The organism is Mycobacterium syngnathidarum (assembly GCF_001942625.1).
GTDB lineage: Bacteria > Actinomycetota > Actinomycetes > Mycobacteriales > Mycobacteriaceae > Mycobacterium > Mycobacterium syngnathidarum.
In genome coordinates, this window is record NZ_MLCL01000004.1 from 37,222 (window position 1) to 50,989 (window position 13,768).

The window sequence follows — 13,768 nt, forward strand, 5'->3', positions numbered from 1 at the left end:
CCTAGCCATCGGCACCGACAAACTTGTCGATCGCAGCCACCACCTGCGGCGACAGCGATCCGGGCTTGCCGTAGTTGGCGATGCTGTCCGTCGGATCGTCGCGCAGGACATGGTTGACACCTTTGAGCTCGACGACCGTGAGCGCGGTGTGCCGCAGCGCGTCGATCAGCGGACGCTCGATCTCGCAGCTGGCCTGGGAGTCGGAGTCCGAGCAGGTGAGCAGCACCGGCATACCGTCGGGCAACGCGGCAGCGAGCCGCACGGGATCGATCTTGTCGGCTTCGACGATGGCGTTGAGGTTGTCCTTGTTGACGATCGCGCTCAGGCCCTCGGGGAGGTCGGCGGGCACGGTGCCCTTGGTACGGATCTCGTCCACGGCACCGAGCCAGGCGGTGAGCACCTCGGGGGCGGCTCCGGCGCGCACGCGGTTGGTGATGATGTCCAGGTAGCGACCCGACAGCGGTTGCAACAGCGCCAGCGAATGCACTTTCGGATCGCCGGCACCGGCCAGGGTCATGGCGTGGATGGCGCCCTCGCCCACCGCGTAGATCGACAGCTTGGCGGCATCGGTGTCCGGCCGGCCGGCCAGGAACCGCAGCGCGGCGGCCGCCCCGCTGGTGTAAACGCCGCTGACCACCTCGGCGGGTTTCTTCTCGTAGGGTCCGAGTTTGGTCGCGCCGGTACCGATCTTGTCGTAGCGCAGGCTGGCAACGCCCTTGTCCGACAACGTTTCTGCGAGCTGACGCATGTTGCCGATCGGTCCGACGACCTTGTTGTCGCCGTTGCGGTCGGTGGGTCCGCTCTCCGAGATCAGCAGTGCGGCCGGGCCGGCCACGTCCCGGTGCCGATAGCTCCCGTGGATCGTGAGCCCGTCGGCGTCGAACGTGACATCGGTGTCGGTCCACGACGGCTGATCGCCGCCCGCGGACTCCTTCGACGGTTCCGACCCGCAGCCGGCCACCAGCAACACCGAAAGCGCCACCGCCACAAGCTTTCTCACAGATGCGTCTCGATCCAGGTCGTCACGTCGTCGAGGACAAGCTCCTTCTCCGGCTCGTTGAACACCTCATGGAACAGGCCCGGGTACACCTTGAGGTGCACGTCTGGCGACCCCACACATTCCACGAGATGGCGGCTGCCCTCGGCGGACACCAGGCGATCCTTCTCACCGTGCACCACCAGCAGTGGCGCGGTCAGCGCCGAGGCGCGCTGCGGCATGGTCTCGCCCACGATGATCAGCGCCCGGGCGATGCCCGCGGGGACCTTGCCGTGCCACACCAACGGGTCGGCCTTGTACGCGGCCACCACCTCCGGATCGCGGGATACCGCGTCGACGTCGAGATTCTCCACCGGCAGCCCGGGGGCGATCTTGCCCAGCGCCTTGGCCACGACCGCCAGGGCCGACGACACCGCGGCCTGTGCGGCCACCGCGGGGCCGGACAGCACCATCGCGGTGTATTCGTCGGGGTACTCGACGCCGTAGCTGAACACGATGCCGCCACCCATGCTGTGTCCCAGCACCAGACGCGGCAGGCTCGGGTACTCGGTGGCGGCGATACCGACCAGGGTGTGGAAGTCGCCGACGTACTCCGACATGTCCCGCAGGTACACCCGCTTGCCTCCGGAGCGGCCGTGACCGCGGTGGTCGAGGGCATAGACCACCAGCCCCGCCTGCCCGAACCGCTGCGCGACGTGGTGATACCGCCCGGCGTGCTCACCGAGACCGTGGGAGAGGACGACGACGCCCCTCGGCGCGACGTCGGGCGTCCATACGTCGTAGACGATGCGGACCCCGCCGACGCCGTCGAAAGTCTGTTCACTGCGCGTGCTGGTCACCTTGGCGAGCGTATTCGATCGAAGTTGTCGGAGGTGCTGCGTAAGCTCGCGAATGTGACGGTCCTCGCCCACCGCCTCGATGACGACAGCCCGGCCGATGCATTCTTGGCCGAGGCTCAGCGCTATCGCCGTGAACTACTGGCCCACTGCTACCGGATGACCGGCTCGCTGCATGACGCCGAGGATCTGGTGCAGGAGACCTACCTGCGCGCCTGGAAGTCCTACGAGGGCTTTCAGGGCAAGTCCTCGGTGCGCACCTGGCTGTATCGCATCGCCACGAATACGTGCCTGACGGCGCTGGAAGGCCGGCAGCGCCGCCCGCTGCCGTCGGGCCTGGGCAATCCGAGTTCGTCGCCCACCGACGAGATCGCCGAACACCACGAGATCCCCTGGCTGCAGCCCCTGCCGGATTCTGCCGCGGACCCGGCCGATCCGAGCACGATCGTCGGGACCCGCGATTCGGTGCGGCTGGCATTCGTGGCGGCGCTGCAGCATCTGTCGGCTCGTCAGCGCGCGGTGCTGGTGATGCGTGAGGTGTTGCAGTGGAAGGCCGCGGAGGTGGGCGAGGCGATCGGGGCGTCCACGGCCGCCGTCAACAGCCTGCTGCAACGAGCCCGCGCCCAGCTCGACGCGGTGGGCCCCAGCCAGGACGACGAGATCGCCGCGCCGGACTCCCCGCACGCGCAGAACCTGCTGCGCAACTACATGGCGGCGTTCGAGGCCTACGACATCGACAAACTGGTCGAGCTGTTCACCGCCGAGGCGATCTGGGAGATGCCGCCGTTCGACAGCTGGTACCGCGGGCCACAGGCCGTCGGCGACCTGGCCCGGTACAAGTGCCCGGCCGAGGAGCCCGGGGACATGCGGTTCATCGCGACGAGCGCCAACGGCCAGCCCGCCGCGGCGATGTACATGCTCAACCGCGAGACAGGCGTGCACGAGGCGTTCCAGCTACACGTCCTCGAGGTGCGCCCCGGCGGCATCTCACATGTGGTGGCGTTCATGGAGTTGGAGCTGTTCGAGAAGTTCGGGCTGCCGGTGGCCCTCTAGGTGTCTCCATAGCCATCGAGTGGCCACTTAAGCCACGCAGTCACTCAGATTCTGTGCGATAACTGGCCACTGAGCACCGCGAACCCGCAGCGCCGCACACGCTCGAGCGACGATCACGTGCGGGCGGCGGTACAGCAGGTCCGCGCCGACCCGAACGATCAACCAGCCTTGTGCCGCCAGTTCGGCGTAGCGGTCGATGTCGTTGGCCCGGACCTGAGGATCCGTCCAGTGCTGCGCACCTTCGTACTCGACCCCTACCTTGAACTCCTCGTAGCCCATGTCGATTCGTGCGTACTTTCTGCGGCCGAAGTCGCCGCGCACCACGATCTGGGTAGTGGGCTTGGGAAGTCCAGCGTCGACCAAAATGAGCCGAGTCTCGGTTTCTGGAGGTGATTCGGCACCACCGTCCATCAGTCGTACTACGTCGCGCAGCTGCTTTAGCCCACGGACGCCGGGGTGCCGGTCGATAAGCGATTCAACGTCGGCAGGGCGCACGCCGGTCGCTTGTGCAAGCGCGTCCGCCCGGATCACCGCGGCATTCCGGCCGACGCGGCGGCCCAGGTCGAACGCGGTACGCGCAGGAGTGGTCACGAGCACGCCGCCGCGACTGCGCGTCTCACCATCAAGGAGCTTGTCCCGGTGAATCAGGATGCCGTCGACTGGCTTGCCGTTGCGGCGATACAGTTCGGCCGGCTCCGCCGCGGCAATCCACTGGGTGCCGTAGAGCGCAGCTGCCGAGAGACCGGCCATCGTGGCGTTTCGCCCGGACCACAGCCAGGCCGCCAAAGCGCGGGTTTGTGCCGTCAGCTCAGCGTCTTTGGCGAGGTAGACGTTGCGATACACCGCGTCGTACCGGCTTGCCAGGGTTCGTCTGGTCACCGAACCCGACGCCAAGGCCTCGGTTCCCAGGAAAGGTCTGCCCATGGGGCCACGGTGTCGGCAGCCCACGACGCGAAACCCATACGTGAGGCAGCAGGTTCGGCCGACTGTGAATGGATCCCACGCTGTGGACAGCACCGAGTGGCCAGTTATGGCACGTTGTCCGGCCACTGGCGTCGCATAAGTGGCCAGTCGCAGGCTAGGAACCCTTGTAGGCCGCCTGCAGCTCGGCAATGTTGAACTTGCCGACCGTCTTGAGCACCGCCGACATCAACCGGGAGTCAGCCTCGGGGTCGCCCTTGCCCAGCAGGTCGTAGTACTCGGTCGGGGTGATCTGCCAGGCCAAACCGTATTTGTCTTTGAGCCAGCCACACGGCAATTCCTCGCCGCCCTCGACCAGCGCAGCCCAGACCTGGTCGAGCTGCTCTTGGCCGCTGACGCGCACTTCCAGGGAGATGGCTTCGTTGAAGGTGAACTGCGGGCCACCGTTGATGCCGACCAGGCGCTGTCCGGCCAGCTCGAACTCGACCACCACGGGCACATCTTGCGGAGACGGTGAATCGGGATGTGAGGAGATGGTGTTGAGGACGCGGCCGTTGCCGCCGAACGCGGCGATGTAGTGCTGGGCAGCTTGTTCGGCCTCCCGGTCGAACCAGAGGTTGGGGACGATGCTGGCTTTGATTTCGGTCATGGTGTGATGACCGGCTTTCGGTGCCCAATTCATCGCACGTATCGGCATGGGTTTTCGGGACCGCGCAGGGCGGTTAACCTGGAGAACACGGAAGGGGAGTACCCCTGACATTGCGGGTCGTCATCTCGGCTGCGAACGCCCGGCCCGCAGGGCAAACGCCGGGGAAGACCTTCGTCGGACGAACTCGGCGGAGGTGCGTCGTGAACATCGACATTCTCGAACTGATCGCTGTTGTCGGGGTCATCGCATGGGGCGGTGCTTTGGTCTTTTTCATCGGTAGGGACGTCGTGCGGTGGAAGCACCATCACGGCTGGCTCCACCACCGGCACCACTCGCACGGATGATCGGTGCGCAGCATCGATTCGATTGGCTCTCCGGCCCTATGGCTCGTCACGGTAGGGGCGGTCATCGCCCTGCTTGCGGTGGACTTCGCCCTGACCCGACGGCCACACGCGGTCACCGTCCGCGAGGCGGTCGGGTGGTCGACGTTCTATGTTGCGCTCCCGTTCGCGTTCACCCTCTACGTGTGGGGCGCCCATGGTGGCGGCAGCGGTCTCGACTACCTGACCGGGTACCTCGTTGAGAAGTCGCTCAGCGTCGACAACCTGTTCGTGTTCATAGTGCTGCTCGGCGCGTTCGCTGTGCCTGCCGAGCTTCAGCAGCGAGTCCTGCTTTACGGGATCGCCGGCGCTCTGTTGCTGCGAACGGTGTTCATCGTCCTTGGCGCTGCGGCTATAGCGGCGTTCGACGAGGTGTTCCTGCTCTTCGGGATGATCCTGGTGTTCGCCGCGGTGAAGCTGTTGTGCGCCGCGCGCGGCGGGCAAAGCCGCGAGATCGACATCGCGCGGCTACGTAGCGTCCGCGCGCTACGACGGATCGTGCCGGTCACCGAACGGTACGAGGGTCCACGGGTGTTCGGCCGGATCGGCGGTCGCCGGGCGATCACGCCGTTCGCGGTCGTGGTGGTGGCAGTGCTGACAACCGACGTGGTGTTCGCAGTGGACTCCGTCCCGGCGGTGTACGGGATCACCGGTGACCCGTACCTGGTGTTCGTCACGAACGCGTTTGCGCTCCTCGGGCTCCGGGCGCTGTACTTCCTGCTGCACGGGGCATTGGACCGGCTGGCCTACCTCGACTACGGATTGGCGGCTGTGCTCGGCTTCATCGGGGTGAAGCTCGGACTGCACTGGGCTCATGGGGTGTGGCCGGCAGTGCCGCAAATTCCGACCCTGCTCTCGCTTGCGGTCATCCTGTTCGTCCTGGCCGTGACAGTGGGCGCGAGCGTCCGCCGCAACCGCAACCGCAGCCGCAAGCCGGCCCACGCCCACCGATGAGTCCGGCGACGAATAATAGCCTGGGAACCGCCCAGGTCAGAGACTGGTTACTGACGAGTTCTAGAACGTGTTCTATTATCGCCTCCCATGAAGACCAAAGGCGCCCTGCTGTGGGAACTCAACTCGCCATTCAAGGTCGACGAGATCGACCTCGGCGACCCCGTCGCCGACGAAGTACAGATCCGGATGCATGCCGCGGGCATGTGCCACTCGGACTACCACCTGACCACCGGTGCCACCCCGATGGCGCTGCCGGCGCTCGGCGGCCATGAGGGCGCCGGCGTCGTCACGAAGGTCGGCAAGAACGTCACCGGCATCGAGGAGGGCGACCACGTCATCCTCGCGTTCATCCCCGCCTGTGGTGAGTGCCCGCCCTGTCTGAAGGGCTTCCGCTCGCTGTGCGATCGCGGCGCGGTCCTGCTCGGCGGCAAGGCCATCGCCGACGGCACCAACCGCATCCACGCCGGCGGCCACGAGGTGTCGCCGATGAACCTGCTCGGCACCTTCGCGCCGTACATGACCGTGCACAAGGACTCCGTCGTCAAGATCGACAAGGACATCCCGTTCGAGACCGCGGCCATCATGGGCTGTGCGGTGCCGACGGGCTTCGGTTCGGCCACCAACGTCGCCGACGTCAAGCCCGGTGAGACGGTCATCGTCGTCGGCGTCGGCGGTATCGGCATGAGCGCACTGCAGGGTGCGGTGATCTCCGGCGCCAAGCACGTCATCGCCATCGACCCCAACGAGTGGAAGCGCGAGCAGGCCATCAAGTTCGGCGCCACGCACGTCTACCCGTCAATGGCCGAGGCCATCGCGCCGGTGATGGAAACGACGTGGGGCCTGATGGCGGACAAGGTCATCATCGCCGTGGGTGAGATGAAGGGCGAGTATATCGAAGAGGCGATGATCCTCACCGCCAAGACCGGTACCTGCGTGGTGACCGGCATGGGCTCGATGATGGACGCCGACGTCAAGCTCAACCTGTTCTTGTTCACCATGCTGCAGAAGACGTTGAAGGGCAACATCTTCGGCGGCGGCAGCTCACATGTGGAGACGCCGCGACTGGTGGCGCTCTACAAGTCGGGGCTGCTCAACATCGACGACATGGTCACCCGGACCTACAAGCTCGAAGACATCAACCAGGGTTACCAGGACATGTTGGACGGCAACAACATTCGCGGTGTCATCAAGTTCGACGAGTCGGACTGGTAAGCACCGCCGCACCAGACCCAAAACCCCCTTTCAGCGTCGAAAGGGGGTTTTGCGTTGTTCAGCGGGTGAGGCCCGTCAACCGCACCAAAACGTCGAACCCGTCGTCGGTCCCGGGCCAGTGCGCCCGCACGGCCGCCAAACCGGCATGCCGCACCACGCTGCGCAGCACCAGGGTGACGATGATGGCGTCGTCGGCATAGCCGAGCACCGGTATGAAATCGGGGATCACATCGATGGGCAGCGCCAGATAGACGACCAGCAGGGCCAGCCGAACGCGCACGCCACGGGGCAGCGACTTGTCCGCGGCCAGCCGCGGGATCAGCCGCAGCAGGTCGGGAAGTATCCGCAGCGCTTCGGTGAGCAGGTTTCCGCGGGGCCGCATGACCAGCAGCGCGACGACGAGAATCAGCCAGCTCAGCAACAGTGCTGCCCCGAGGCCGATCAGCGCACTGATCCACCAGTTGTCGGCCACAGAAGAATTCTGCCGAACAGACACAGAACTGCCCCTTTTCGCATGGAAAAGGGGCAGTTCGATGTGTGCTCGCGAGTGACGCGAGGGGTTACTTGGGTGGCATCCGGATGCCGCCGTCGACGCGGACGACCTCGGCGTTCATGTACGAGTTGGTCAGCAGCTCGACGACCATCGAGGCCAGCTCGTCGGGCTTGCCCAGGCGGTGCGGGAACAGCACCGACTCGCCCAGCTTGGCCTTGAACGCCTCGGAGGCTTCGCCCTCACCGTAGATCGGGGTGTCGATCAGCCCGGGGGCCACGGTGTTGACGCGAATGCCCGCTGCGGACAGATCGCGCGCCACCGGCAGGGTCAGGCCGACGACACCACCCTTGGACGACGAGTAGGCCGCCTGGCCGATCTGGCCGTCGAAAGCCGCGACGCTGGTCATGTTGACGATGGCGCCACGCTCGCCGGTGTCGGTGAACTCGTTGCGGCTCATCGCGGTGGCGGCCAGCCGGATGCAGTCGAACGTGCCGACCAGGTTGATCGCCAGCACCTTCTTGTAGGCATCCAGATTGTGCGCCGACGCGAACTCGCCGTCCTTGCCGATGGTGCGCTGGGCCCAGCCGATGCCGGCCGAGTTCACCAGTGCGCGCAGCGGGCCGAGCTCGCCGGCCTTGTTGACCGCAGCCTCGATCTGCTCGGTGTTGGTGACGTCGACGCTGACGAAGGCGCCGCCGATCTCCTTGGCGAGGGCCTCGCCCTTATCCGCCTGCAGGTCAGCCACGACAACGCGGGCTCCCTTGGCGGCCAACTGGCGGGCAGTCGCCGCGCCGATACCTGATGCGCCACCGGTGACGATGGCGCTTGCTCCGTTGAGTTCCACGCCCCACACACTAAGCCCCGCGCTTAACCGATCCACCGGTTGGTCAGCTATGGCCCTCGGTAGGCTGGCGCCATGGCTTCCGGGACGTCCAGGGTCGATATCCGACGCGCGGACGACCGTGGTGCGAGCACCACCGATTGGCTGCAATCGCGGCACTCGTTCTCCTTCGCCGATTACTACGACCCGGCGAACACCCACCACGGGCTGTTGTTGGTGAACAACGACGACATCGTCGCGCCGGCTGCCGGTTTTGACACCCACCCGCACCGGGACATGGAGATCGTCACCTGGGTGCTGTCCGGTCAGCTGGCGCACGCGGATTCGATGGGCAACTCCGGGGTGATCTATCCCGGGCTGGCGCAACGGATGTCGGCGGGCACAGGTGTAGAGCATTCCGAGAAGAACGGATCCGACAGCGAGCCCGTGCATTTCGTGCAGATGTGGGTGCTGCCCGATACCGCCGGGGTGACACCGAGCTATCAGCAGCAGGAGATCGAGCTGGCCGACACGTTGATGCCGATCGCCTCCGGTGCCCGCGACGCTGCGGTCACGCTGCACAATCGCAACGCCACGCTGTACGGCGCCCGCCTGCGGTCCGGCGGTTCGGTCGAGTTGCCCTCGGCCCGCTACGTCCACCTTTTCGTCGCGCGGGGGTCGGTCACCTTGGAGGGCTGCGGGCCGCTCGCCGAGGGTGACGCCGCCCGGCTCACCGAGTCGGGCGGACGGGTCACGGCCGACACCGAAGCCGAAATCCTGGTCTGGGAGATGAATGCGGGTCTGGGCGGCGCGTAGCGCGATCGCACTCGCCACCGCGGCCTCGCTGGCCGCGTGCGGGACGCCGCCCGAAGCGGGGCCGCCGCCGACGCCATCGCCGTCCAGTTCGCAACGGCCAGCTGCAGGCCTGGCATCGGTGCTCCTACAGGTGCCCGATCGATTCGCCCAGGCGCCGCTCGACGAGCCTCGTCACGCCCTGATTCCCGCCGGCTGGACCATCGAGGTGATCGCGCGGGTGCCCAAGGCCAGGATGGCGGCGTTCGCCCCGGATGGTGCGCTGTTGATATCGGTGCCGGCCACCGGGCAGGTACTGACCGTGCGCCCCGACCAGCGCACACTGCTGGACGGCCTGGAGCAGCCGCACGGCCTGTTCTTCGCGGGCCCGACGCTGTACGTGGCCGAGAGCAACCAGATCGACGCCTACGACTACGTCGACGGGCAGGCACTCAACCGCCGTACAGTCGCCGGCGGCCTACCCGACGCCAAGAGCCCCGACCTGCATGGCGCTTATGCCCATGCGCTCAAGAGTGTGGTCGTGGGATCTGATGGCGCGGTGTACTTTTCGATCGGCTCGACGGGCAACATCTCAGCCGAGGACCGCGACGCCACCCCGCCGCGGGCCACCATCATGCGGGTGCCGCCCGGCGGCGGCCCGGCGGCCCCGTTCGCCACGGGGGTGCGCAACGGCACAGGTCTGGCACTCGCCCCGGATGGCTCGCTGTGGACCGCGGTGAACAACCGGGACAACGTGGCCGATCCGCAGGGCCGGGTGCGGCAGGCCTATGTGGACGACCATCCGCCGGAATCGGTGGCGAAACTGACTCCGGGACGCGAATTGGGTTGGCCGTATTGCAATCCCGACGGCCCGCCACCGGCCGGGTTCATCCGGGACATGCAGACCAACGCCGACGGCGCCCAGATGGACTGTGCGGCGCTGGCGCCCGTCGAGCAGACGCTGGGCGCACATTCGGCCCCGCTGGGGATGAGTTTTGCCGAGCTCCCCGGCTACGGCCCCGGCGCCTTGGTCGGGGTGCACGGGTCGTGGAACCGGCGGTCGCCGCAGGCGCCGGAGGTGTCGTTCTTCGGTTGGGAAGACGGCACATTGGGCCCGCAGCAGACCCTGGCGGGCGGTTTCCAGGCCGACGACGGCAGCCGCTGGGGCCGCCCGGTGGCAGCGGTAACCGGCCCGGACGGCGCGGTGTACATCACCGACGACTACGCCGGCGCGGTGTATCGGCTGGCGCCGTAGCCGTACCATCGCCGATGTGACCGACCAACAGCTGGGCGATCTCAAGCTGCTGCGACGCGTCCGGGACCGCATCGACCGTGAGTACGCGCAGCCGTTGAACGTCGAAGCGCTCGCCCGCGGGGTGAACATGTCCGCCGGGCACCTGTCCCGGCAGTTCAAGATCGCCTATGGCGAGTCGCCGTATTCGTATCTGATGACCCGTCGCATCGAGCGGGCGATGGCCCTGCTGCGGCGTGGCGACATGTCTGTCACCGAAGTCTGCTTCGCCGTCGGCTGCTCCTCGCTCGGCACGTTCAGCACCCGGTTCACCGAGCTCGTCGGCATCCCGCCCAGCCGCTACCGCGAGCAGACGTCCGCGGTGACCGGCGGGCTGCCATCGTGCATGGAAAAACAGGTCACCAAACCGATCAGGAATCGAGAAGCGCCCGCCACCCGCCTGCACTTAGCGTGAAAACCATGGAACTCACCATTCACTCCAGCATGCTGCCCCTCGACGATCCGGAAGAATCGCTTGCGTTCTATCGCGACGTCCTCGGCTTCGAGGTCCGCCTCGACGTCGGTAAGGACAAGATGCGGTGGATCACGGTCGGTCCACCGAACCAGCCCGACACTTCCGTCGTCCTCTACCCACCGTCGGCGACCCCGGGCCTCACCGATGAAGAGCGCCGCACGATCGCCGAGATGATGGCCAAAGGCACCTTCGGGACGCTGCTGCTCGCCACCAAAGACCTCGACAGTACATTCGAGAGAGTTCAGGCCGGCGATGTCGAGGTGGTCCAGGAGCCCACCGAGCAGCCATACGGTGTGCGTGACTGCGCGCTTCGCGATCCTGCCGGCAACATGGTCCGTATCCAGGAGTCGCGCTAGCCGATGCACCCCGCTGACAGCCACGATCTGATCCGGGTCACCGGCGCCCGGGAGAACAATCTCAAAGACGTCGACATCGAGTTGCCCAAACGCCGATTGACGGTGTTCACGGGTGTCTCGGGGTCGGGCAAGAGCTCATTGGTGTTCGACACGATCGCCGCCGAATCCCAGCGGTTGATCAACGAGACCTACAGCGCCTTCGTGCAGGGCTTCATGCCGAACCTGGCCCGGCCCGAAGTCGACGTGCTCGACGGGCTGACCACCGCGATCATCGTCGATCAGCAACGGATGGGGGCCGACCCGCGTTCCACGGTCGGCACCGCCACCGACACCGGAGCGATGCTGCGCATCTTGTTCAGCCGGATCGGAAAGCCCCATATCGGTTCGCCGCAAGCCTTTTCGTTCAACGTGGCCTCGATCAGCGGCGCTGGGGCGGTGACGCTGGAGAAGGGCGGGCGGTCGGTCAAGGAACGTCGTGAGTTCAACATCGTCGGCGGGATGTGTCCGCGCTGTGAGGGCCGCGGCGCGGTCAACGACATCGATCTGACCGCGCTGTACGACGACACCAAGTCGCTGAACGAGGGTGCGTTGACCATCCCGGGCTTCAGCATGGACGGCTGGTACGGCCGCATCTTCCGGGGCTGCGGCTTCTTCGATCCGGACAAGCCGATCAGCAAGTTCACCAAGAAGGAACTCGACGCGCTGCTGTACAAGGAGGCGACCAAGCTCAAGGTGGATGGGGTCAACCTGACCTACCTCGGGCTGATCCCACAGATCCAGAAGTCGTTCCTGTCCAAGGACGTCGAGGCAATGCAACCGCATATCCGGGCGTTCGTGGAGCGAGCCGTCACGTTCACCACGTGCCCGGACTGTGACGGCACCCGGCTGTCGGAGACCGCGCGGTCGTCGAAGATCGAGGGCGTCAACATCGCCGACGCGTGCGCGATGCAGATCACCGATCTGGCGGCCTGGCTGGGTGGCATCGCGAAGAAATCCGCCGCCAAGTCGGTGACCCCGCTGCTGACGGCTCTGCAGCACACGCTGGACTCGTTCGTCGAGATCGGTTTGGGTTACCTGTCCCTGGACCGTCCCGCCGGCACCCTGTCCGGTGGAGAGGCCCAGCGCGTCAAGATGATCCGCCACCTGGGCTCGTCTCTGACCGATGTCACCTACGTGTTCGACGAGCCGACGATCGGCCTGCACCCGCACGACATCGCCCGGATGAACAACCTGCTGCTGGCGCTGCGGGACAAGGGCAACACCGTGCTGGTGGTCGAACACAAGCCCGAGACGATCTCGATCGCCGATCATGTCGTCGATCTGGGCCCGGGTGCGGGATCAGCCGGCGGCGAAGTGGTTTTCGAGGGCGACGTGGCCGGCCTGCGCGCCAGCGACACGGTCACCGGACGCCACCTGGGGTATCGCGCAGCCCTGAAGAGCGAGGTACGAAAAGCCGACGGCGCCATGGAGATCCGCGGCGCCAATACGCACAACCTGTGCGACGTCGACGTCGACATCCCGATGGGCGCACTGGTGGTGATCACCGGTGTCGCGGGCTCGGGCAAGAGCTCGTTGATCGGTGGCTCGGTGGCGGGGCGGGACGGCGTGGTGGTGGTCGATCAAAGCCCGATCCGCGGGTCGCGCCGCAGCAACCCGGCAACCTACACCGGTCTGCTCGATCCGATCCGTAAGGCCTTCGCGAAGGCCAACGGCGTCAAACCCGCACTGTTCAGCTCGAATTCGGAGGGTGCCTGCCCGGCCTGCAACGGCGCCGGGGTGATCTACACCGACCTCGGCGTGATGGCGACCGTCGAGACCACGTGTGAGGAGTGCGAGGGCAAGCGGTTCGGCGCCTCGGTGCTGCAATACACGCTCGGTGGCCGAAACATCGCCGAGGTGCTGGCCATGCCGGTAACCGAAGCCGAACGCTATTTCGGTGAAGGTGATGCCAAAGTGCCTGCCGCACAGAAGATTCTTTCCCGAATGGCCGATGTGGGCCTGGGCTACCTCACGCTGGGGCAGCCGCTGACCACGTTGTCCGGCGGTGAGCGCCAACGCCTCAAGCTCGCCGCCGCACTCGGAGACACCGGGGCCGAGAAGGCCGATGCGCTGGTGCTCGACGAGCCCACCACCGGCCTGCACCTGGCCGATGTCGAGCAGCTGCTCGGCCTGCTGGACCGGTTGGTCGATTCGGGGAAGTCGGTGATCGTGATCGAGCACCATCAGGCGGTCATGGCGCATGCCGACTGGATCATCGACCTGGGGCCGGGCGCGGGGCACGACGGCGGCCGCGTCGTCTTCGAGGGCACTCCGGCAGACCTGGTCGCCGAGCGCTCCACGCTGACCGGCCAGCACCTCGCCGAATATGTGGGTACCTGAACCCAGCTTGTCAGGGCACCCGAACTTTCCGGTGTCGATTCCCAAACTTATTGTCGAATAAGCACTTTCGCGCGGGACGGTTTGCATCGTCGCGCGCGGGGTGCGTATGGTGGACAACAGCGAAGGGGAGTAGCCCCCAATCGGATATTCGACATACTGG

The 13,768-nt window shown here is 66.4% G+C and carries 14 protein-coding genes; 8 read left to right on the top strand and 6 right to left on the bottom strand.

The window, feature by feature from the left end:
- Position 1 precedes the first annotated feature (1 nt).
- A complete protein-coding gene (locus BKG60_RS01870; RefSeq protein ID WP_070186721.1) occupies positions 2–1,000 on the bottom strand; it encodes an alpha/beta fold hydrolase in 999 nt (332 codons plus the stop codon).
- Complete coding sequence (locus BKG60_RS01875) at positions 997–1,836, bottom strand: alpha/beta hydrolase (RefSeq protein WP_070186720.1); 840 nt, start codon at positions 1,834–1,836, stop codon at positions 997–999. The genes BKG60_RS01870 and BKG60_RS01875 overlap by 4 nt, the downstream gene beginning before the upstream one ends.
- A 24-nt stretch (positions 1,837–1,860) precedes the next feature.
- Here BKG60_RS01875 and BKG60_RS01880 point away from each other — a divergent pair, with 24 nt between their 5' ends.
- Positions 1,861–2,886 (top strand): sigma-70 family RNA polymerase sigma factor, encoded by a 1,026-nt coding sequence (locus tag BKG60_RS01880; RefSeq protein ID WP_070186719.1) that lies wholly within the window; start codon positions 1,861–1,863, stop codon positions 2,884–2,886.
- Between the two features lie 27 nt (positions 2,887–2,913).
- Here the strand turns inward: BKG60_RS01880 and BKG60_RS01885 are convergent, their stop codons facing one another.
- Positions 2,914–3,810, bottom strand: coding sequence for a hypothetical protein (locus BKG60_RS01885; protein ID WP_070186718.1), 897 nt, complete (start codon positions 3,808–3,810; stop codon positions 2,914–2,916).
- Between the two features lie 154 nt (positions 3,811–3,964).
- Positions 3,965–4,456 (bottom strand): VOC family protein, encoded by a 492-nt coding sequence (locus BKG60_RS01890; RefSeq protein ID WP_070186733.1) that lies wholly within the window; start codon positions 4,454–4,456, stop codon positions 3,965–3,967.
- 347 nt (positions 4,457–4,803) lie between these two features.
- On the opposite strand from BKG60_RS01890, the gene BKG60_RS01895 reads away from it, so the two are divergent.
- Both BKG60_RS01895 and BKG60_RS01900 read left to right on the top strand, forming a co-directional pair.
- Positions 4,804–5,790 (top strand): TerC/Alx family metal homeostasis membrane protein, encoded by a 987-nt coding sequence (locus BKG60_RS01895; RefSeq protein ID WP_070186717.1) that lies wholly within the window; start codon positions 4,804–4,806, stop codon positions 5,788–5,790.
- Positions 5,791–5,877: 87 nt separating this feature from the next.
- A complete protein-coding gene (locus BKG60_RS01900) occupies positions 5,878–7,002 on the top strand; it encodes an NDMA-dependent alcohol dehydrogenase (protein WP_070186716.1) in 1,125 nt (374 codons plus the stop codon).
- Between the two features lie 58 nt (positions 7,003–7,060).
- Here BKG60_RS01900 and BKG60_RS01905 read toward each other — a convergent pair whose 3' ends face one another.
- Both BKG60_RS01905 and BKG60_RS01910 read right to left on the bottom strand, forming a co-directional pair.
- Entirely contained in the window at positions 7,061–7,474 is a 414-nt protein-coding gene (locus BKG60_RS01905; RefSeq protein WP_070186715.1) for a YkvA family protein, read from the bottom strand.
- Positions 7,475–7,562: 88 nt separating this feature from the next.
- The gene (locus BKG60_RS01910) at positions 7,563–8,339 is read right to left on the bottom strand and encodes an SDR family NAD(P)-dependent oxidoreductase (RefSeq protein WP_070186714.1); all 777 of its coding nucleotides are present in this window, start codon (positions 8,337–8,339) and stop codon (positions 7,563–7,565) included.
- Positions 8,340–8,411: 72 nt separating this feature from the next.
- Between BKG60_RS01910 and BKG60_RS01915 the strand changes: the two genes are divergently transcribed.
- From BKG60_RS01915 to BKG60_RS01935, 5 genes are read left to right on the top strand one after another with little or no spacing between them, the layout of a single operon-like run.
- Positions 8,412–9,131: a pirin family protein gene (locus BKG60_RS01915; RefSeq protein WP_070186713.1), complete on the top strand. Its 720-nt coding sequence runs from the start codon at positions 8,412–8,414 to the stop codon at positions 9,129–9,131.
- Positions 9,109–10,362, top strand: coding sequence for a PQQ-dependent sugar dehydrogenase (locus tag BKG60_RS01920; protein WP_070946490.1), 1,254 nt, complete (start codon positions 9,109–9,111; stop codon positions 10,360–10,362). The genes BKG60_RS01915 and BKG60_RS01920 overlap by 23 nt, the downstream gene beginning before the upstream one ends.
- Positions 10,363–10,378: 16 nt before the next feature.
- Positions 10,379–10,813: a helix-turn-helix transcriptional regulator gene (locus tag BKG60_RS01925; RefSeq protein WP_120764799.1), complete on the top strand. Its 435-nt coding sequence runs from the start codon at positions 10,379–10,381 to the stop codon at positions 10,811–10,813.
- A gap of 5 nt (positions 10,814–10,818) precedes the next feature.
- The gene (locus BKG60_RS01930) at positions 10,819–11,229 is read left to right on the top strand and encodes a VOC family protein (protein WP_070186732.1); all 411 of its coding nucleotides are present in this window, start codon (positions 10,819–10,821) and stop codon (positions 11,227–11,229) included.
- A 3-nt stretch (positions 11,230–11,232) separates the two neighbouring features.
- Positions 11,233–13,608 (top strand): ATP-binding cassette domain-containing protein, encoded by a 2,376-nt coding sequence (locus tag BKG60_RS01935; RefSeq protein WP_070946488.1) that lies wholly within the window; start codon positions 11,233–11,235, stop codon positions 13,606–13,608.
- Positions 13,609–13,768 lie beyond the last annotated feature (160 nt).

Excerpts from the sequence above, each read along its gene's own strand:
- BKG60_RS01915 (WP_070186713.1), top strand. The coding sequence starts at position 8,412 with ATGGCTTCCGGGACGTCCAGGGTCGATATCCGACGCGCGGACGACCGT.
- BKG60_RS01890 (WP_070186733.1), bottom strand. The coding sequence starts at position 4,456 with ATGACCGAAATCAAAGCCAGCATCGTCCCCAACCTCTGGTTCGACCGG.
- BKG60_RS01900 (WP_070186716.1), top strand. The coding sequence starts at position 5,878 with ATGAAGACCAAAGGCGCCCTGCTGTGGGAACTCAACTCGCCATTCAAG.
- BKG60_RS01885 (WP_070186718.1), bottom strand. The coding sequence starts at position 3,810 with ATGGGCAGACCTTTCCTGGGAACCGAGGCCTTGGCGTCGGGTTCGGTG.
- BKG60_RS01930 (WP_070186732.1), top strand. The coding sequence starts at position 10,819 with ATGGAACTCACCATTCACTCCAGCATGCTGCCCCTCGACGATCCGGAA.
- BKG60_RS01935 (WP_070946488.1), top strand. The coding sequence starts at position 11,233 with ATGCACCCCGCTGACAGCCACGATCTGATCCGGGTCACCGGCGCCCGG.
- BKG60_RS01920 (WP_070946490.1), top strand. The coding sequence starts at position 9,109 with ATGCGGGTCTGGGCGGCGCGTAGCGCGATCGCACTCGCCACCGCGGCC.